This window comes from Streptomyces sp. NPDC018693 (assembly GCF_044391385.1).
In the GTDB taxonomy this organism is placed as follows: domain Bacteria; phylum Actinomycetota; class Actinomycetes; order Streptomycetales; family Streptomycetaceae; genus Streptomyces.
In genome coordinates, this window is record NZ_JBIRZZ010000008.1 from 32,918 (window position 1) to 51,345 (window position 18,428).

An 18,428-nucleotide genomic window follows, 5' to 3' on the forward strand; every position below is an offset into this window, starting at 1 on the left:
TCCTGCCTCAGATCGCGAGCTGCTGCTCGTTGCGGTTCAGCCAGCGGCGGTAGAACGACGTGAAGACGACGAGGACGGCCAGCAGCAGCATGCCGTAGGCGGCCGACTCGGCGAAGGCACGTGGCTGCTGTCCGAAGCCGAGGTAGTACGCCCAGGTGACGAGGATCTGCGCGTCCGGGGCGGTGTTGCCGAACAGCAGGAAGATCACGGCGAACTGGTTGAAGGTCCAGATGATGCCGAGCAGGACGACGGTGGAGCTGACCGACCGCAGACCCGGCAGGGTGACGTAGCGGAACCGCTGCCAGGCGCTGGCGCCGTCCATCTCGGCGGCCTCGTACAGGGAGGAGTCGATGGACTGCAGACCGCCCAGCAGGGAGATCATCATGAACGGCACCCCGCACCAGGTGTTGACCATGATCGCGGCGAACCGCTGCCAGAAGGTGTCCTCCAGCCAGGCCGGTGTCGGCAGGTGGAGCGCGTCGAGCCCGATGTTGACGATGCCGCCTTCGGCGAGCATGAAGCGCCAGCCGAAGACGGTGACGAAGGTGGGCACGGCCCACGGCAGGATGAGGATCAGCCGGTAGAAGGTGCGGCCGCGCAGCTTCTGGTTGAGCAGCAGCGCGAGGCCGAGGCCGATGCCGTAGTGCAGGGTGACACAGGCCGCCGTCCAGAAGATCGTCCAGATGAAGTGCGACCAGAAGCGCTCGTACGCGGTGGGGCCCCACAGGATGTCGGCGTAGTTGTCGAAGCCGATGAACTCGTAGGTGGCCTCGATGTGGTTGGCGCCGATGGTGCGCGCGGTGTTGAGGCTGTTGGCGTCGGTGAGCGTGAGGTAGAAGCCGTACACCAGGGGATAGATCACGAGGACGCCGAGGACGACCACCACGGGGGCGATCATCGCGTAGGCGTACCAGTTCTTCTGGTAACTGCGCTTGAGGCGTTGGGCCAGTGTCATGGTTCTCGGCACCTTCGGAGACGATCAGGGAGTACGGCGCACAGGCCGGTGGCCGCCGGATCCTTCCCCCCTTGGTCCAGGAGGATCCGACGGCCACGCGGGGCTCACTTGCTGAAGTCCGGCACCAGCTTGGCGATGGCCAGCTCGGCGTCGCTCAGCCCCTTGTCGAGGGGCTTCTTACCGCCCGCGATCTGGGGCAGTTCGGTGTCCAGCGGGCCCCACAGGGAGCTGTACTCCGGCAGCGCCGGGCGCGGCTGGGCGGCGGCGAGGACCGTCTGGTAGCCGGCGATGCCCGGGTCGGCCTTGACCTGGTCGGTGTAGGCGTCGTCGCGGGTGGGCAGCGTGGAGTTCTTCAGCGCGATGGTCTCCTGGGACTTCGCGGAGGTCATGAAGTTGACGAACTTCAGCGCGGCCTGCTGGTGGGCCTTGTCGGAGCCGGCGTAGACCGAGAGGTTGTGGCCGCCGGTCGGGGCGCCCGCCTTGCCGGTGGAGCCGGCCGGGACGGTGGCGATGCCGAGGTTGTTCTTGTCCTGGAACGCCGAGCCCTTGTAGAAGTTGGTGATCTCCCAGGGGCCCTGGATGATCGCGGCGACCTTGCCGTTGACGAACGCGTCCTGGATGTGGGCGTAGGCGTCGGCGGTGGTGTCGGCCTTGTGCAGGCCCTTGCCGTCGAAGAGGCTCTGCCAGGTGCCGTACGCCTTCTTCGCGGCGTCGGAGTTCACCGTGATCTTCTTGGCGTCGGCGTCGACGGTGTCGGTGCCCTCGCCGTAGAGGAAGGGCTGGACGTAGTAGGCGGAGGTGGCGGCGCCCCAGTAGCCGTCGACGCCGGTCTTGTCCTTGATGGTGGCGGCGGCGGTCTTCAGCTCGTCCCAGGTCTTCGGGGCCTCGGTGATGCCGGCCTTGGCGAAGAGCTCCTTGTTGTAGACCAGGGCGAGGGTGTCGGTGACGATCGGCACGCCGTAGGTCTTGCCGTCGTACTTCGCCTGCTCCAGCAGGTTGGACTTGAACTTGTCCTGGTCCGCGAGGGCCTCGGTGCCGTCCAGCGGCAGGAAGAAGCCCTTCTTCGCGAAGGCGGGGGTCCAGCCGACCTCGGAGCGCAGCACGTCCGGGGCGCCGGAGGCACCGGCGGCCGTGTCGAACTTGTTCTGCGCCTGGTCGAAGGGGACGTTGACGTACTTGACCTTGATGTCCTTGTTGGCGGCCTCGAACTCCTTGATCAGGGCCTGGTACGTCGGTGCCTCGTTGGTGGCGTTCGAGGTGTCCCACCAGGTGATGGTGACCGGCCCGCTCTTCGAGTCGCTGCCGCTGTCGTCCCCGCCGCAGGCCGTCGCCGCGAGAGCGAGGGACGCCACCAGCGCGGTGGCCGCTATGCCACGCCGCATGAGTTCTCCTTGAGGGTGAAAGCCCGTGTAGCGCAGGGAGCGGTCCCGTCCGTCTCCCTGCCGACTTCGCCGACTGCGCCGTTGCGGCCGCCGGGCGAGTGGGAACGTAACAGCCGTGCAAGGCTTGCGAAAGACCTTGCAGAAAAAAAGTGCAAGACATCGCGGAAGTTATTCGGGCGTGACCTGTTGTAGACCGACCGGAGACCGCCTCGACCCTCTTTGCAGGGCCCGTTGACCCCTTGTTTCATACGGCGCCCCACCTCAGGGCGCGGGTTGTGCAAGACTCTGCAAGCTCTTGCCATCGGCTTGCGGCAGGGGGACCATCACGGCAGCGGCCCCTTGCAGGAGCGGCCGGCCCCACGCCCGACATCACCCACGCACCACCCCACCCCCACGCATCACTCACGAGGGAGCGCGATGACGCAGCAGCCCGGACCGGGCCGCCCCACCGCCCGCACCAGGCGTCCGTTCGGTGTGCAAGGCGACAGTCGGCCGGTACAGTCCACCCCTGTGACCACACGGCTTGCCGATATCGCTGCGCAGGCGGGGGTGAGCGAAGCGACCGTCAGCCGCGTCCTCAACGGGAAGCCGGGCGTCGCCGCCACCACCCGCGAGTCCGTGCTCGCCGCGCTCGACGTGCTCGGCTACGAGCGTCCGGTGCGGCTCAGGCAGCGCAGCGCGGGCCTGGTCGGGCTGATAACCCCCGAACTGGAGAACCCCATATTCCCGGCCCTGGCGCAGGTCATCGGCCAGGCGCTGACCCGCCAGGGCTACACCCCGGTGCTCGCCACCCAGACGCCGGGCGGCTCCACCGAGGACGAGCTGACCGAGATGCTGGTCGACCGGGGTGTCGCGGGCATCATCTACGTCTCCGGGCTGCACGCGGACACCACCGCCGACACCCGGCGCTACGAGCAGCTGCGCGCGCAGGGAGTGCCGTTCGTCCTCGTCGACGGCTTCTCCGAGAAGGTGCAGGCGCCGTTCATCTCCCCCGACGACCGCGCGGCGATGCAGCTGGCGGTCACGCACCTGGTCTCACTGGGCCACACCCGGATCGGGCTGGCACTGGGTCCGAAGCGCTTCGTGCCGGTGCAGCGCAAGATCGAGGGCTTCGTCCGCGCCATGCAGGACCAGCTGCGCCTGACCCCCGAGACGATCGAGTCGGAACTGATCCAGCACTCCCTGTACACGCTGGAGGGCGGTCAGGCGGCCGCGAGCGCGCTCATCGAGCGTGACTGCACGGCGGTGGTGTGCGCCAGCGACATGATGGCCCTCGGTGCGATACGGGCGGCCCGGCAGCGGGGTCTCGCCGTCCCGCGGGACGTCTCCGTGGTCGGATTCGACGACTCCCCGCTGATCGCCTTCACCGACCCGCCGCTGACCACCGTCCGCAAGCCGGTGCCGGCCATGGGACAGGCCGCGGTCCGCACGCTGCTGGAGGAGATCGGCGGGACTCCTGCACCCCACAGTGAGTTCGTGTTCATGCCGGAGCTGGTGGTGCGCGGTTCGACGGCTTCGGCACCTGGGGAGCGGAATCGTCCGTAGGGCGGAGAAGCAGGGGGTTCGTGCCCTGCCCGCGCAGTACGCGGGCGCCGTACGACCGCGGTAGAACGTGCGCGCGTCACCCGACCGGGGGATGATCGGAGAGAGAAGGCTTTTCTGGCAGACTCTGTGTCCATGGGTGATTCGACCGTGTCGTCACTGGAAGGTCGCGATGAGGCCGTTCCGCACCCTGTTACGGCCCCGGTCCCGGCCCCGACCCCTGTCGCACCCGAGAGCGGGCATACGCTCCTGAAACGGATGCGCACCCCCGGGCGGCCCCGGCTGTGGCTGGAGATCCTGCTGATCGCGGTGAGTTACTGGACGTACTCGCTCGTCCGTAACGCCGTGCCGGAGCAGCGGGGTGCGGCGCTGCGCAACGCGGACTGGATCTGGAAGCTGGAGCACCAGCTCGGCATGGCCGTCGAGCAGTCGGTCAACCACGCCGTCAACTCGGTGACCTGGCTGATCATCGGCATGAACTACTACTACGCGACACTGCACTTCGTGGTCACGCTGGGTGTCCTGATCTGGCTCTACCGCAGTCATCCGGGGCGGTACGCGGCGACCCGCCTCGTCCTCTTCGCCACGACCGCGGCGGCCCTGGTCGGTTACTACCTGTATCCACTCGCGCCGCCCCGTCTGATGACCGACGGGCGCTTCATCGACACGGTGCTGGTCCACCAGACCTGGGGCTCGATGGCCTCCGGCGACCTGAAGAACATGTCCAACCAGTACGCCGCGATGCCCTCCATGCACATCGGCTGGTCCGTGTGGTGCGGCCTGACGATCTTCGCGCTGTGCCGGGTGCCGTGGGTGCGGGTGCTGGGCCTGGTCTACCCCGCCCTGACCCTGGTCGTCATCGTCGCCACCGCCAACCACTTCTGGCTCGACGCGGTCGGCGGCGTCCTCTGCCTCGCCCTCGGCTTCGCGGTCGTGAGGCTCTGGTACGGGGCCCTGCCGTACGCCCTTCCGCAACTGGTCCCGCCTCGGGGGGCGGGCGGACCGATGCTCCCGACGAAGGCGTAGTCCCGGCGGGTGCCGCGCCGGGTCCTCTACGCCCCGTAGAACAGCTCGTCCACCACCGTGCGGGCCCGACGCGCCGTCCTCCGGTACGCGTCCAGCAACTCGCCCACATGCCCCGGCCCGTATCCCAGATACCGGCCCACGGCGGCGAGCTCGCGCCCCCCGGAGGGAAACGTGTCCCCCGCCCGCCCCCGCACCAACATCACCGCGTTGCGCACCCGGGTCGCCAGCACCCACGCCTCGTCGAGGATCTCCGCGTGTTCCGCCTCGATCAGCCCGGCCGCGCGGGCCGCCGCCAGCGCCTCGCGGGTGCGGGTGGTGCGCAGGCCCGGTTCGGACCAGCCGTGGCGGAGTTGCAGCAGCTGGACCGTCCACTCGACGTCGGAGAGCCCGCCGGGCCCCAGCTTGGTGTGCAGCTTGGGGTCGGCGCCGCGGGGCATGCGCTCGGACTCCATCCGGGCCTTCAGGCGCCGGATCTCACGGACGGCCTCGTCCCCGAGCCCTCGCTCGGGATAGCGCAGGGGGTCGATCAGCTCGATGAAGCGGCGGCCCAGCTCCTCGTCCCCGGCGACCGGTTCGGCCCGCAGCAGTGCCTGCGACTCCCAGACCAGGGACCAGCGGCGGTAGTACGCCTCGTAGGACTTGAGCGTACGGACGAGCGGCCCGGACTTGCCCTCGGGGCGCAGGTCGGCGTCGATGAGCAGGGGTGGGTCGGCGCTGGGGATCTGGAGCAGGCGGCGCATCTCGGAGACGACGCGGTTCGCGGCGTCGGCGGCCTCGCGTTCGTCGACGCCGTCGCGGGGCTCGTGGACGAAGAGGACGTCCGCGTCGGAGCCGTAGCCCAGTTCGTGGCCGCCGAAGCGGCCCATGCCGATGACCGCGAACCGGGTGGGCAGGGTGTGGCCCCAGCCGTCGCGGACGACGGCCCGCAGCGTGCCCGCGAGGGTGGCCGCCGTCAGGTCGGACACGGCGGCACCCACCCGGTCCACCAGGGCACCCTGGTCGGGTTCGGCGGGGGTGGCCTCGGTGCCGTAGGAGCTGACGATGTCCCCGGCGGCCGTACGGAACAGCTCGCGGCGGCGGACGCCGCGGGCGGCGGTGACGGCCTGCTCGCCGTTCCCGGCGCGGCCGACCGTCGCGAGGATCTCCTGCTCCAGCGGGGCGCGCCCGCGCGGCTGGAGTCCGCCGCCCTCGCCGCCGTCGCCGTCGCCGAGCAGGGCCACCGCCTCCGGGGCGCGCATCAGCAGGTCGGGGGCGAGGCGTCCGGCGGAGAGCACCCGGGCGAGGTTCTCGGCCGCCGCACCCTCGTCCCGCAGCAGCCGCAGATACCACGGCGTCTTGCCCAACGCGTCCGACACCTTGCGGAAGTTGAGCAGTCCGGCGTCCGGGTCGGCGGAGTCGGCGAACCAACCCAGCAGGACGGGCAGCAGGGTGCGCTGGATGGCGGCCTTGCGGGTGACGCCGGAGGCCAGCGCCTCCAGGTGGCGCAGGGCGGCGGCGGGGTCGGCGTAGCCGAGGGCGACAAAGCGTTCACGGGCCGCCTCGGGCCGCAACCGGGCCTCGCCGGGGGCGAGTTGGGCGACGGCGTCGAGCAGCGGCCGGTAGAACAGCTTCTCGTGCAGCCGGCGTACGACGGAGGCGTGCCGCTTCCATTCGCGGTTGAGGTCGGCGACCGGGTCGGTGCGCAGGCCGAGGGAGCGGCCGAGGCGGCGCTGGTCGGTGTCGCTCTCGGGCACGAGGTGGGTGCGGCGCAGCCGGTAGAGCTGGATGCGGTGCTCCATCGAGCGCAGGAAGCGGTACGCCTCGTCGAGGCGGGCGGCGTCGTCGCGACCGACGTAGCCGCCGGCGGCGAGGGCTCTCAGCGCGTCCAGGGTGGTGCCGCTGCGCAGCGACGCGTCCGCCCGCCCGTGCACCAACTGCAGCAGCTGGACGGCGAACTCGACGTCCCGCAGGCCGCCGGGGCCGAGTTTCAGCTCGCGGTCGATCTCGGCGGCGGGGATGTTCTCGACCACCCGGCGGCGCATCTTCTGCACGTCCGCGACGAAGTTCTCGCGTTCGGCTGCCTTCCAGACCAGGGGTTCGAGGGCGGCGATGTACTCCTCGCCGAGTTCCAGGTCGCCGGCGACGGGCCGGGCCTTGAGGAGCGCCTGGAACTCCCAGGTCTTGGCCCAGCGCTGGTAGTAGGCGAGGTGGCTGCTGAGGGTGCGCACCAGCGGACCGTTGCGGCCCTCCGGCCGCAGGTTGGCGTCGACGGGCCAGATGGACCCCTCGACGGTCGTCTCGGAGCAGATCCGCATCATGTGCGAGGCGAGCTTGGTGGCGGCGCGCAGCGCCTTGCCCTCGTCGGCGCCCTCGGCCGCCTCGCCGACGAAGATGACGTCGACGTCGGAGACGTAGTTCAGCTCGTGGCCTCCGCACTTGCCCATCGCGATGACCGCGAGCCGGCACAGCGCGGCGTCGTCGGGCGCGGCGGCCCGGGCCAGGGCGAGGGCGGCGCGCAGGGTGGCGGTGGCGAGGTCGGCCAGCTCGGCGGCGGACTCGGCGACATTCGTCGTACCGCACACGTCGCGGGCGGCGATGGACAGCAGACAGCGCCGATAGGCGACACGCAGGGTGACCGGGTCGGTGGCCTCGGCGAGTCCGCGTTCGAACTCCTCCACGCCCGGGTGCAGGTCGCGCGGCTCGTACTGGACGAGGGCGTACCAGTCCCGCGGATGCCGGGCGAGGTGGTCGGCGAGGGCGGCGGAGGCGCCCAGCACGCCGAGCAGCCGGTCACGCAGCGGCTTGGCCGCCGTCAGCGTGTCCAGCAGCTCACGGCGGGCGGTGGGGCCGGGCTGCGCCTCCAGCAGCCGTACCAGGCCGTGCAGCGCCAGATCCGGGTCGGCGGTCGCGCCCAGCGCGTCGAGCAGCACGGGATCGCTGCGGACGGGGGCCAGCTCGGCGCTGTCCAGGAGCCGCTCGGCGGCGGACGGGTCGGTGAAACCGTGCCGCAGCAGCCGGCTGAAGGTACTGCTCCTGCGCCCCGGCCCCGCCATCCCCGGCCTCCCATCGATCAAGGTGGTACGGCGTCGAGCCTAACCGGAGTGGCTGCGGTGAGCGCCTTTCGGTGGGCGCCCTGCGCAGCTTCGTGGGCGAGCAGCGCCGCGAACGCGGCGAGCTCTGCCGTCAGCCTGCCGCGGCCGGCCCCGGCCTCGTCGTCCCGTCAGCGGCACCGGGGCGCGGCCGTGCCTCTTCCCGGGACTCCAGCTGCTGGCCCACGAGTCTCGCGTAGTGACCGGCGCGCCGGAGCAGGTCCTGATGGCTCCCCCGCTCCACGATGGTTCCCTGGTCGAGCACCAGGATGGTGTCGGCGTCGCGGATCGTGCTCAAGCGGTGCGCGATGATGATCTGGGTACAGGCCAGGCCGCGCAGGTTCTCCGCGACCTTCCGCTCGGTCTCGACGTCCAGATGGCTCGTGGCCTCGTCGAGCATGATGATCGCCGGTTTGTGAGCGATCGCTCGTGCTATGGCCAGGCGCTGTCGCTGACCGCCGGACAGGGCGCTCCCGCCCTCGGAGACGAAGGTGTCGTACTGCATCGGCATGGCCATGATGTCGTCGTGTATCGCGGCCAGCTGGGCGGCCGCTTCCACTCGCTCGCGCTTGATCAGTGGGTTGCTGAGGGCGATGTTGGACCATATCGACCCGCTGAACAGGGCGCTCTCCTGAAGGACGACGCCGAGCTGGCGTCTCAGCTCCTGAAGGTTGACATCCCGCAGTGAGACGCCGTCGTAGAGGATGTCTCCCTCGGTGGGGACGTAGAGTCCGAGCAGCAGTTTCCCCAGCGTGCTCTTGCCCGAACCGGAGAGCCCGACGAGCGCGATCCTCTCTCCGGGCCGTGCGGTCAGGGTGACGTCCCGCAGCACCTGGGGGCCCGTCTCCGCGTAGCGGAAACCGACGTTGTCCACCCTCAGGTGCCCCGACAGCCGGGGGGCCGGTCGTGCCGCCTGCCGCTGCTGCTCCGGCTCGGCCTCGGTCACGTCACGTATGCGGTCGAGGTTGGCGCTGACGAGCTGGAACTGCTGGGCGCTGTCCACGAGCGCGGTGAGCGGAGCGAAGAAAGCTGCGGCCAGGGCAAGGAGCGCCACCATCGTGCCGACACTGATCGATCCGTTGAGGACCTGGGTGGCACCCACCCACAGCAACCCGAGCTGACCGAACAGGGGCAGGGACCCGAGGATCGAGGCCACGGCGCCGGAAACATAGTTCTGGCGCAGCGAGATGTTGAGGTGGTCGAAGAACAGGTTCGACCAGCGGCCGAATGCCTGTTCTTCGGCGCCGGCCGCCTTCAGCGTGCCCATGCCGACCATCGCTTCGCCCAGATATCCCTGGGACTTTCCGAAGGCGGTCAGCTCTCGGCCCGCCAACCTGCTGACGGGGCCGTTGCTGATCATGAGGACCACCGCCCCCAGCAGGCCGACGCCGAGCGTGAGCGCGCCGAACGGCGGGGACTGCCAGAACAGGAGGAGCAGGTAGAACATCACCAGCCCGCTGTCCATGACGCTGGACAGGAGCTGGTTGCTCAGCAGTTCGCGCAGCATGGCGTTGCTGGCCACCCGGGACAGCAGATCACCGGTCGACCGCTGCTGGAAGTATTTGTAGGGCAGTTCGAGAAGGTGCTCGACGAAGCCGAGCATCATGCTGACGTCGATACGCGCCCGTAGGTGCACCAACAGCCATTCCCGCAGCAGTGTCGCGACGGTCTGGGCGACGAAGATCGCCGCGATGCCGATCGCCAGGACCGGCATGACGTCGCTCATCCGGAAGGGGAGGATCTGGTCCAGCACCACCTTGGTCAGGATCGGCACGACCAGCCCGAACAGGATCAGCAGCAGGGAGATCCCGAGCAGCTGCAGAGATGTCCCGGGCGCCTGACGCAGGTACCGCAGGGCGAGTGCACGGAAGGTCGCGCGGTGGGGAACGGCCGGACGACGGTCGAAGGCCACGCCCGGTTCGAGGAGGATGACGACCCCCGTGAACCCGGCGTCGAACTCGTCCCTCGTCAGCCGGCAGCGCCCTCGGGCGGGGTCCACCGCATCGACGTACTTGCCCGTCCACCGTTCGGCGACGAGGAAGTGGGTGAACTCCCAGTGGACGATCGCGGGGAGTGCCACGAAACGGAGGTCGTTCCGCGGCAGCGAGACGGTCCTCACCCGCATTCCGTGGTCGCGTGCGGCCCTGACGATCTCCAGCGCGGAGAGGCCGTCGCGGCCGACACCGTAGCGTGCCCGCATCTCCGACAGGGCGATCCCGCAGCCGTAGTAGTTGAGCACCATCGTCAGGCAGGCGAGGCCGCATTCCACCTCACTCATCTGTCTGACTTCGGGAACTCTCCTGCGGTGTGCTGTGCGGGTCCTGCCGGTTCCGGTGCGGAACAGGGCAAACAGGTTCGTCATGAGGCACCGCCGGCGGCGTCGCCCAGTCCGGGGAAGAACGACAGGAGCCGCTGCGACCCGGTCTGGAGCCGAGCGGTCAGGGAGCTCCCGTCATAGGTGGCCGGTGGCAGCGACTGTTCGAGCCGCACGATCACGACTTTCCAGGGCTGCCGAACGGTATCGGCCGTGGGCTCGAATCCGTAGGTCGCCCGCGCCGAGTCCGGGCTCGTCACGCCCGGCTCGACCCTGACGACCGTGCCCGAGGCGGACGGACCCGAAGAGCCGATCAGACCTTGGACCGGCTGGCCGACGCGCACGTCCACCGACTGATCCGCCGGCAGGAACAGGGCCGCGGTCGTTCCGCCGCTCGGTCCCGCCCCGGCACCGTCCCGGAGGATCGTGCCCTGGGCACTGACGTAGGCCGGCACCCGTATCGACCAGGACAGTGCCGCGGCGGCGATCAGCACCGCCAGCAACAGCCACAGGCAGACGATGACCGGCCGCATGGTGAGGCGAGGCACGATGTCCTTCGCCGTGCCTCGCCGGTAGGACTGGATGGCGTTCTCCCGGAAGATCACCCGCTGGGCCACGACCAGAGATCCCTTCTCTCACCCCGCGCTTGCCACCGTGGAGGTGCCAGGAGGAGAACGGACGGCACTTTGTCGGGCTCGGCCAGCCGGAGCAGCTGGTACCCGATCCCCGCGAGTCCGGTCATGAGTCCGGGCGTCTCCACCCCGAGGGGCACTCCCGTGAGGAAGCCGTTGGTCTCGATGCTCGCCACGACCGACGCCGTCGCTCGTTCGAGGGCGTCATGGTCCTCAGGTCTGTCCAGCATCCGCGCCGCCGCCAGGAGAAGCTCGAGGTTCCCGAGCGCGCCGTGGCAGAGCGAGTGGCCCATGGCGAAGCCGTACTGCTTCGTGGCGCTCAGGGCGATGTCGATCTCGTCCCGTGTCGTCGTGTCGGCCAGCTGGTCCAGGGCGGCGAGGCGCGCCAGGCCGATCCCCGGGGCGCCGTGGCACCAGGCCACCATGCTCTTCGCAGGTGGTCCGGCGGCCGGGTCGAACGGGTCGGCCTCGATGGTCCGGGGCGGGAAGACACGCAGGTCGGCCCAGTTGTTCAGGTCGGGAACGAAGAGGCTGCGGTCGTAGCCGAGAGCGCTGAGGGCAGCTTGCCGGAAGCGGTCCTCGCCGCTGCGGTCAGCGAGCTGCAGCAGGCTCAGCGCGATGCCGGCGGTGCCGTGCGAGAACCCGCCCAGCGGCGGCTGATCCTCGAGCGTCGTCCAGGCGATCCCTCGATGCACGGGCCGAGCCGTGGCCAGGAGCCGTTCGCCGCAGCGGATCGCCACGTCCAAGGTGCGCGGCGAGGGACGGACCGTGTGCAGGCTGAGCAGCGAGAGGAGGCACCCGGCCGAACCGTGGATCACATCCAGCGAACGGTCCCTGGAGATGAGCGAGGGCAGCTTCTCGACCAGTTCGGCCGCCTCGTCGAGGAGGTCCCGCTCGGCCCACAGGACGCCCAGGTTCGTCAGGGCGTGGCCGACCGAGGCCAGGCCGTCGAACGCGCCGACCGTGGTCGGGGATTCATCCGCGTCCATCTGCTCCCGGAGCCACTCTCTTCCTTGGAATCGTGCCGCGGTCAGGGCCCGGCGTGCGAGCAGCGTGGCGGAGGGCTCGCCGGTGATCGCCCCCAGGTAGCCCAGGAAGAGCGCGATTCCGCTGGTCCCGGAGTAGAGATCGCTGCCCGCGGGGAGGAGGCCCCAGGTCGATTCGTCCAGAGGGCCCACGCCGAGCCAGTAGGCGCCGTCTTCGTTCTGGAGGGAGAGCTCGTCGAGACGCCTCCCGACGGCGCTCGCCAGTGCCAGCAGCTGTTGTCGCTGCACCCGCCGGGTCACCGGTGAAGGACGGTTCGCCGACGGAGCCTGTGCCGGCCGGTTGTTCCTGTCCTCGGGGTCCATGAGCAGCGTGGCGAGCGACGCCTTGATGATCCAGCTCTGCTTGGCCAGGTCGTCCTCGCCGAGCTGCTCCACCCGCTTCCGGACCAGTTCGAGGCTGGCGCCGTCGAAGAAGTCCTCGAGGCGCTCCCCCTCCGTTGTGAGGATCGCCTGGCCGCCTGGGCAGGTGCGGAACAGCGGGATGTCACCGTGCGACAGATCCTGCTGCTCCGCCGGGATGAGCGGGACGAGACCGGGACGCTGCGCTGCTTCGGTCCACAGGTGATCGAAGAAGCGGTCACGTTCGAGTGCGTCACGCAGCAGATCCGGATGGAAGCTCTCGTACCAGAGAAGGCCGTAGACGTTGGTCGAGCGGATGACGGCGCGTGTCTCGTCATGCGCGAAGCGCGGGAGCTGTTGCGACAACAGAGCCGCCCTGTTCTCCAGGAGCAGACGGTACATCCTGGTGAAGCCTGTGAGCACGGCGTCCTTGTACTCCGAGACCTCGACTTCCCGGTCGCCCAGACGGGGCTGGTTGTCGCTCACGGGCAGCTCGGCACGCCGCCGGCCCACCCGCATCTCGTCCGTCCCCGCTCTTTCCCAACTGACAAGCCGATGCGGGTTCATCTGCCCCGCCTGCCCGCCCAGGCCGCTCATGTCCACGCCGATGGAATGCTCGTCGGCCCACACGCGCCGCGGCAACAGCCCGACCCCCCACACGGAATGATCCAGTGCTCTCACCGCAAGGTTCGCCGCGGCCGGTCCCTCGGGATGGACACGGGGGTGGAACAGCGCCTCCAGGTCCACGAGCATCGGATGCTCACCTGCGGCAACCAGGTTCTCGTTGTGCAGGTCGGTGGCGTCCAGGACGTACAGGAGCGCCAGGTAGCTTCCCTGACGCTCGTAGAAACGCACGACCTCCTCCTCGCACGTGCAGGAGGCCGCCTCGACGAATTCCGACCAGCCGTGGTCGCCGCAGTCGATCAGCTTCATGGGCCGCAGGCGGGGCTCGGCTCCTCGGTCGTTCAACCAGGCCAGCAACTCCTGGAAGTGCACGTCCACACCCAGCGACCTCGGCTTGTACAGCAACTTCGTCCCCGAGCCGAACCGCAGCAGGAGCACGCTGCGGCCGCGGCGATGCCGGTCACCCTTCTCGGCCTCCACGTCGACCAGCGGTCCTGGATCGCCGACCGGGGCGAAAGTCGTACGGATGGACTGCCAGTCCGCGCACAGATGCGTCAGGAACTCGTAGAGGTAATCGGCCCACTGTTGTGTGGTGAGCACCAGTTGGCGTGCGAGCACCGGGTACTTGGCGAGGAGCCCCACGATCCAGCCTTCGTGACCGAGCCGCCGGATGAAGTCCTCGAAGCGTTCCTCCGGTGTTTCGCCCCTCAAACGTCCTTCCAGGCGTGCGATATGCAGCTCGACCAGGAGCGGTTTGCTGATCTGGAAGAGGACGAGGGATGTGAGATTTCTCAGGAAAATGCCTGGGAGCGTTCCCATTTCGAGGGGAAAGGGCTCGACTGCCCTCCGTAGCCTGCTCACCCTTTCCTGCAGACGGCCAAGAAAGTGCCCGAGAAGAGGGCTGATCGCGGGCAGGCAACCGGCAAGAGGGTGATCGGCCTCGGCTTTCTCGAGCAGCGGCGCCAGCTTCTCGGCGCCGTCCGGGTGCGTAAACGCCTGCCGGAGAACGATCAGCCAGTCAGGGTCGCTCGGGATACGGGCTTTCAGACTCGCCGCGGGCTCCGCCAGCAGAGCCAGCAGATCATTTTCGGAGAGCGAGTCGAGCCCCAGCCGCCGGGCGAACAGCTGCTCCTGCTCGAAGGGCTTCTGGCTCTTCCAAGCACGCAGACGACCCCGCGCTCCCTCAAGGGCGAGGTCCGAGACGAGCGGCGGCCCCGTCCCGCGGGCACTGCGTGTGCCATCGCGTTCGGAGAGGGGAAACGCCCGGTACCAGTCAGCTGCCTGCCACACCTCGTCCGATCTCATGACCCAGCGGCTCCCTCGACGTCCACCCCCGCTGCTCGGCTCGGCACGCCGACGAGGGCTGCTGGACGGCGTCTGGCAGCCCTCGCCTCGCGGACGGCTAGGTCTGGCAGTCGCGGCAGGGGTTCCCCGAGTTGCCGCGCGTGCAGGTCTTCGTGTTACAGCCGACACTGTTGCCGCTCTGGGCGCCGCCCATGACGTGACCCAGTTCGGCGTCGGTCAGCTCTATGACGCCCGCCGGGTTGTCCGGCAGGTCGGCCAACTCCGCGGCGCTCAGGCCGCTGCGGTACTCCCGGTCCTCCCAGGCCCGGACGATCTTGTGGAGATCCATGGATGCGCTCCTTGATTTCCCCCTCTTCCGTCTTCCTCTTGCCGTGGGGTTCACCGCTCAAGACCCCAAGGCAGCAACCCCAGAAGAACGGACGGAACACAGAACCAAGAACATGACCTGGTCGGGCATCACCAGAGAGCGACCACGACGTTGCGCGTCAGCACCTTTGAAAATCGGAAATGCGTGCACCGCTCACCGAGAATGACGGAACGCAGATGCCACGAGCGGCATCGGCCTTTGACTCCCTGTACGGGGAGGGCCCGCCCGCTCTGCGGGGTATTGGGTGGACAAACACCTGTATGTCCAGCCTTACTCTCGCCTCCACGGCATGTCAAGACGGCCGGCGAGCACAGAAGCACGACATGAAGCCGGCATCAAGTGCTGGGCCGGCTAGGGCTGTTCGGGCGCCGGCGGCACGGTCCGCGGGGCCGACGGTCCGCGACCGTCGGCCCCCTCCGCCTGACCAGCGGGAAACCCGCTCAGACCTGCGCCTACAGCACCGGCAGGTTCTTGCGCAGCTCGAACGCCGTCACCTCGGAGCGGTACTCCTCCCACTCCTGGCGCTTGTTGCGGAGGAAGAAGTCGAAGACGTGCTCGCCGAGGGTCTCGGCGACCAGGTCGCTGCGTTCCATCAGGGTGAGGGCCTCGCCGAGGTTCTGGGGCAGCGGCTCGATGCCCATCGCGCGGCGCTCCGCGTCGGAGAGGGCCCAGACGTCGTCCTCGGCACCCGGAGGGAGCTCGTAGCCCTCCTCGATGCCCTTGAGGCCGGCGGCCAGCAGCACCGCGTAGGCCAGATAGGGGTTCGCGCCGGAGTCGAGGGAGCGGACCTCGACGCGCGCCGAGCCGGTCTTGCCGGGCTTGTACATCGGGACGCGGACGAGCGCGGAGCGGTTGTTGTGGCCCCAGCAGATGTAGGAGGGGGCCTCGCCACCGGCGCCTGCCGTGCGCTCGGTGCCGCCCCAGATGCGCTTGTACGAGTTGACCCACTGGTTGGTGACCGCGGAGATCTCCGCCGCGTGCCGCAGCAGGCCGGCGATGAAGGACCGGCCGACCTTGGAGAGCTGGTACTCGGCGCCGGACTCGTAGAACGCGTTGCGGTCGCCCTCGAAGAGGGACAGGTGGGTGTGCATACCGCTGCCGGGGTGCTCGCTGAACGGCTTCGGCATGAAGGTCGCCTGGACCCCCTGCTCCAGCGCGACCTGCTTCATGACCAGGCGGAACGTCATCACGTTGTCCGCGGTGGACAGCGCGTCGGCGTAGCGGAGGTCGATCTCCTGCTGGCCCGGCGCGCCCTCGTGGTGGGAGAACTCGACCGAGATGCCCATCGACTCCAGCATGGTGATCGCCTGGCGGCGGAAGTCCATGCCGATGTTCTGCGGGGTGTGGTCGAAGTAGCCGGAGTTGTCGGCGGGGGTCGGCCGGGAGCCGTCCAGCGGGCGGTCCTTCAGCAGGAAGAACTCGATCTCGGGGTGGGTGTAGAAGGTGAAGCCCAGGTCGGAGGCGCGGGCCAGGGCGCGCTTCAGTACGTATCGGGGGTCGGCGAACGAGGGCGACCCGTCCGGCATGAGGATGTCGCAGAACATGCGGGCGGTGCCGGGGGCCTCGGCGCGCCAGGGCAGGATCTGGAAGGTGGACGGGTCGGGCTTGGCGATCATGTCGGACTCGTAGACCCGGGCGAAGCCCTCGATCGCCGAGCCGTCGAAGCCGATGCCCTCGTCGAACGCCTGCTCGAGCTCGGCCGGGGCCACGGCGACGGACTTGAGGAAGCCCAGCACGTCCGTGAACCACAGGCGTACGAACCGGATGTCGCGCTCCTCCAACGTCCGGAGCACGAACTCCTGCTGCTTGTCCATCTTCCGCTTCCCCATCCTTGCTGGTCAGGCCGCCTGTCTCCGCAACCGTCGGGAGGCGGTCGGGCACCTGAGCATCCCACCACAACAGCATTTCATGCGCGTTGCGGACCATGATCGGCCGACCGACCCCGGTGTGAACGCCCCGCGTACGGCAGGTGTACCGCTCTGCCGCCCATCTTGCCTGCTCGGACCGACATCCGTAATGCCCGGCCCTGCCTCAAAAGCACGCCGGACCCCCATCGGACCCACCCCGCGTTAATTGGTATCCCAGATGCAAGTTTTAATGGATGCCGACAGTCAGTCGAGTCCCGAGGAGCCCTGATGCTGTCCGAGCAGTCCGCTGCCACCGTCCGTGCCACCCTCCCCGTCGTCGGGGCGGCGATAGGCGAGATCACCGAGCGCTTCTATCCGCGCATGTTCGCCGCCCGCCCCGAGCTGCTGCGCGACCTGTTCAACCGCGGCAACCAGGCGGCCGGCACCCAGAAGCAGGCCCTGGCGGGGTCCATCGCCGCCTTCGCCACGTACCTCGTGGAGCACCCGGACGAGCGCCCGGACGCGATGCTCGGCCGTATCGCGCACAAGCACGCCTCCCTCGGCGTCACCGCCGAGCAGTACCCGATCGTCCACGAGCACCTCTTCGCCGCGATCGTCGACGTCCTCGGCGAGGCCGTCACCCCGGAGGTCGCCGCCGCCTGGGACGAGGTGTACTGGCTGATGGCGAACGCCCTGATCGCCCTGGAGAAGCGGCTGTACGACGAGCGCGGCGGCTTCGAGTGGCGGGACTGGGAGGTCGTCGAGCGGGTCGCCGAGACCGACGACGTGGTCACCTTCCGGCTGCGCCCGGTGGACGGCGGCCCGGTGCGCGACTTCCGCGCCGGCCAGTACGTGTCCGTCGGCGTCCGCCTCCCGGACGGCGCCCGGCAGATCCGGCAGTACAGCCTCACCGGCGCCCCCGGCTCCTCCGTACGGCAGATCAGCGTCAAGCGCGTCCACGGCGGCACGACACCGGAGGGCGAGGTCTCCCACCACCTGCACGCGCGCGTGCACGAGGGCGACACGGTCCAGCTGTCGGACCCGTACGGCGACCTGGTCCTCGACGACGCCGCCGACACGCCCCTGCTGCTGGCCTCGGCGGGCATCGGGGTGACGCCCATGGTGGCGATGCTGGCCCAGCTCGCCGACGGCGGACACCACGCCCCGGTCACCGTCGTCCACGGCGACCGCTCCCCCGCCGCGCACGCCCTGCGCGCCGAGCACCTGGCGTACGCGGCGAAGCTCCCGCAGGCCGACGTCCACCTCTGGTACGAGGAGGACGCGCCCCTGAGCGCCCACGGCGGCCTGGTCGACCTGGCCGAGGTGGCGGTCGTGCCCGGCACGCGCGCGTACCTGTGCGGTCCGCTGCCGTTCATGCGGGCGGTGCGCGGCCAGCTGATCGCCAAGGGCGTGGCCCCGGCCGACATCCACTACGAGGTGTTCGGGCCGGACCTGTGGCTGGGCCAGTGAAAGCGCCCGGGGAACCCGCCTAGGGAACGCGCCTGATCTGCAGCAGCAGCGGCCCCGTGGGGTCGGCCGTCACGTCGGCGATCGTGAGCGGGTCCAGGGAGGCGTAGAACGCCTCCTGGGCCCGCCGCAGCGCGCCGCGCAGCCGGCAGCCGGGGCTGAGCGGGCACGGGGTCTCGCCCTCGCACTCGACGACCTCCGTATCGCCCTCGAAGGCGCGCACCACGGCCCCCACGGAGGCGGTGCGCCCCCGCTCGCTGAGCGAGAGGCCGCCGCCCCGGCCCCGGCGGGCGTCGACCAGGCCCATGTGCTGGAGTTCGGCGACGACCTTCGCCGCGTGTGTGTACGGCACGCCCATGTCCTCGGCGACCTCGCGCGTGGCAGGGGTGGCCCCGGCCTCGACGGCGGCGAGCCGCATGAGGATCCGCAGGGCCAGGTCGGTGGAGCGCAGCAGCCGCATGAGAAGCAGCGTAAATAATGCGCATCTCCGCTTCAAAAAATCGTTTCAGCCACC

Annotated in this window: 12 protein-coding genes; 3 read left to right on the forward strand and 9 right to left on the reverse strand. The window is 69.6% G+C overall.

The genetic code is table 11. The features are described from left to right. Window positions 1-7: 7 nt before the first annotated feature. Both ACH5AC_RS21575 and ACH5AC_RS21580 read right to left on the reverse strand, forming a co-directional pair. Window positions 8-955 (reverse strand): carbohydrate ABC transporter permease, encoded by a 948-nt coding sequence (locus tag ACH5AC_RS21575; protein ID WP_398863599.1) that lies wholly within the window; start codon window positions 953-955, stop codon window positions 8-10. 104 nt (window positions 956-1,059) lie between these two features. After that, window positions 1,060-2,337: an extracellular solute-binding protein gene (locus ACH5AC_RS21580; protein WP_398863600.1), complete on the reverse strand. Its 1,278-nt coding sequence runs from the start codon at window positions 2,335-2,337 to the stop codon at window positions 1,060-1,062. A gap of 510 nt (window positions 2,338-2,847) precedes the next feature. Between ACH5AC_RS21580 and ACH5AC_RS21585 the strand changes: the two genes are divergently transcribed. Continuing rightward, window positions 2,848-3,882, forward strand: coding sequence for a LacI family DNA-binding transcriptional regulator (locus tag ACH5AC_RS21585; RefSeq protein ID WP_398863601.1), 1,035 nt, complete (start codon window positions 2,848-2,850; stop codon window positions 3,880-3,882). Window positions 3,883-4,014: 132 nt separating this feature from the next. Beyond that, window positions 4,015-4,905: a phosphatase PAP2 family protein gene (locus ACH5AC_RS21590; protein ID WP_398863602.1), complete on the forward strand. Its 891-nt coding sequence runs from the start codon at window positions 4,015-4,017 to the stop codon at window positions 4,903-4,905. 26 nt (window positions 4,906-4,931) lie between these two features. Here ACH5AC_RS21590 and ACH5AC_RS21595 read toward each other — a convergent pair whose 3' ends face one another. The 6 genes from ACH5AC_RS21595 to glnA form a co-directional block, all read right to left on the reverse strand. Further along, the gene (locus ACH5AC_RS21595; RefSeq protein WP_398863603.1) at window positions 4,932-7,937 is read right to left on the reverse strand and encodes a bifunctional [glutamine synthetase] adenylyltransferase/[glutamine synthetase]-adenylyl-L-tyrosine phosphorylase; all 3,006 of its coding nucleotides are present in this window, start codon (window positions 7,935-7,937) and stop codon (window positions 4,932-4,934) included. A gap of 130 nt (window positions 7,938-8,067) precedes the next feature. Further along, window positions 8,068-10,335 (reverse strand): peptidase domain-containing ABC transporter, encoded by a 2,268-nt coding sequence (locus ACH5AC_RS21600; protein WP_398863604.1) that lies wholly within the window; start codon window positions 10,333-10,335, stop codon window positions 8,068-8,070. Then, window positions 10,332-10,904, reverse strand: a complete 573-nt coding sequence (locus ACH5AC_RS21605; protein ID WP_398863605.1) for a hypothetical protein — start codon at window positions 10,902-10,904, stop codon at window positions 10,332-10,334. The genes ACH5AC_RS21600 and ACH5AC_RS21605 overlap by 4 nt, the downstream gene beginning before the upstream one ends. Next, the gene (locus ACH5AC_RS21610) at window positions 10,889-14,401 is read right to left on the reverse strand and encodes a type 2 lanthipeptide synthetase LanM family protein (protein WP_398863606.1); all 3,513 of its coding nucleotides are present in this window, start codon (window positions 14,399-14,401) and stop codon (window positions 10,889-10,891) included. The genes ACH5AC_RS21605 and ACH5AC_RS21610 overlap by 16 nt, the downstream gene beginning before the upstream one ends. Then, on the reverse strand, window positions 14,331-14,561 hold the full coding sequence (locus ACH5AC_RS21615) for a mersacidin/lichenicidin family type 2 lantibiotic (protein WP_398863607.1): 231 nt from the start codon (window positions 14,559-14,561) through the stop codon (window positions 14,331-14,333). The genes ACH5AC_RS21610 and ACH5AC_RS21615 overlap by 71 nt, the downstream gene beginning before the upstream one ends. Window positions 14,562-15,052: 491 nt before the next feature. After that, window positions 15,053-16,414: a type I glutamate--ammonia ligase gene (glnA, locus tag ACH5AC_RS21620; protein WP_398863609.1), complete on the reverse strand. Its 1,362-nt coding sequence runs from the start codon at window positions 16,412-16,414 to the stop codon at window positions 15,053-15,055. 321 nt (window positions 16,415-16,735) lie between these two features. Here glnA and ACH5AC_RS21625 point away from each other — a divergent pair, with 321 nt between their 5' ends. Beyond that, entirely contained in the window at window positions 16,736-17,917 is a 1,182-nt protein-coding gene (locus ACH5AC_RS21625; RefSeq protein ID WP_398863610.1) for a globin domain-containing protein, read from the forward strand. A gap of 19 nt (window positions 17,918-17,936) precedes the next feature. Here the strand turns inward: ACH5AC_RS21625 and ACH5AC_RS21630 are convergent, their stop codons facing one another. Next, entirely contained in the window at window positions 17,937-18,374 is a 438-nt protein-coding gene (locus ACH5AC_RS21630; protein ID WP_398863612.1) for an RrF2 family transcriptional regulator, read from the reverse strand. Between the last annotated feature and the right edge of the window lie 54 nt (window positions 18,375-18,428).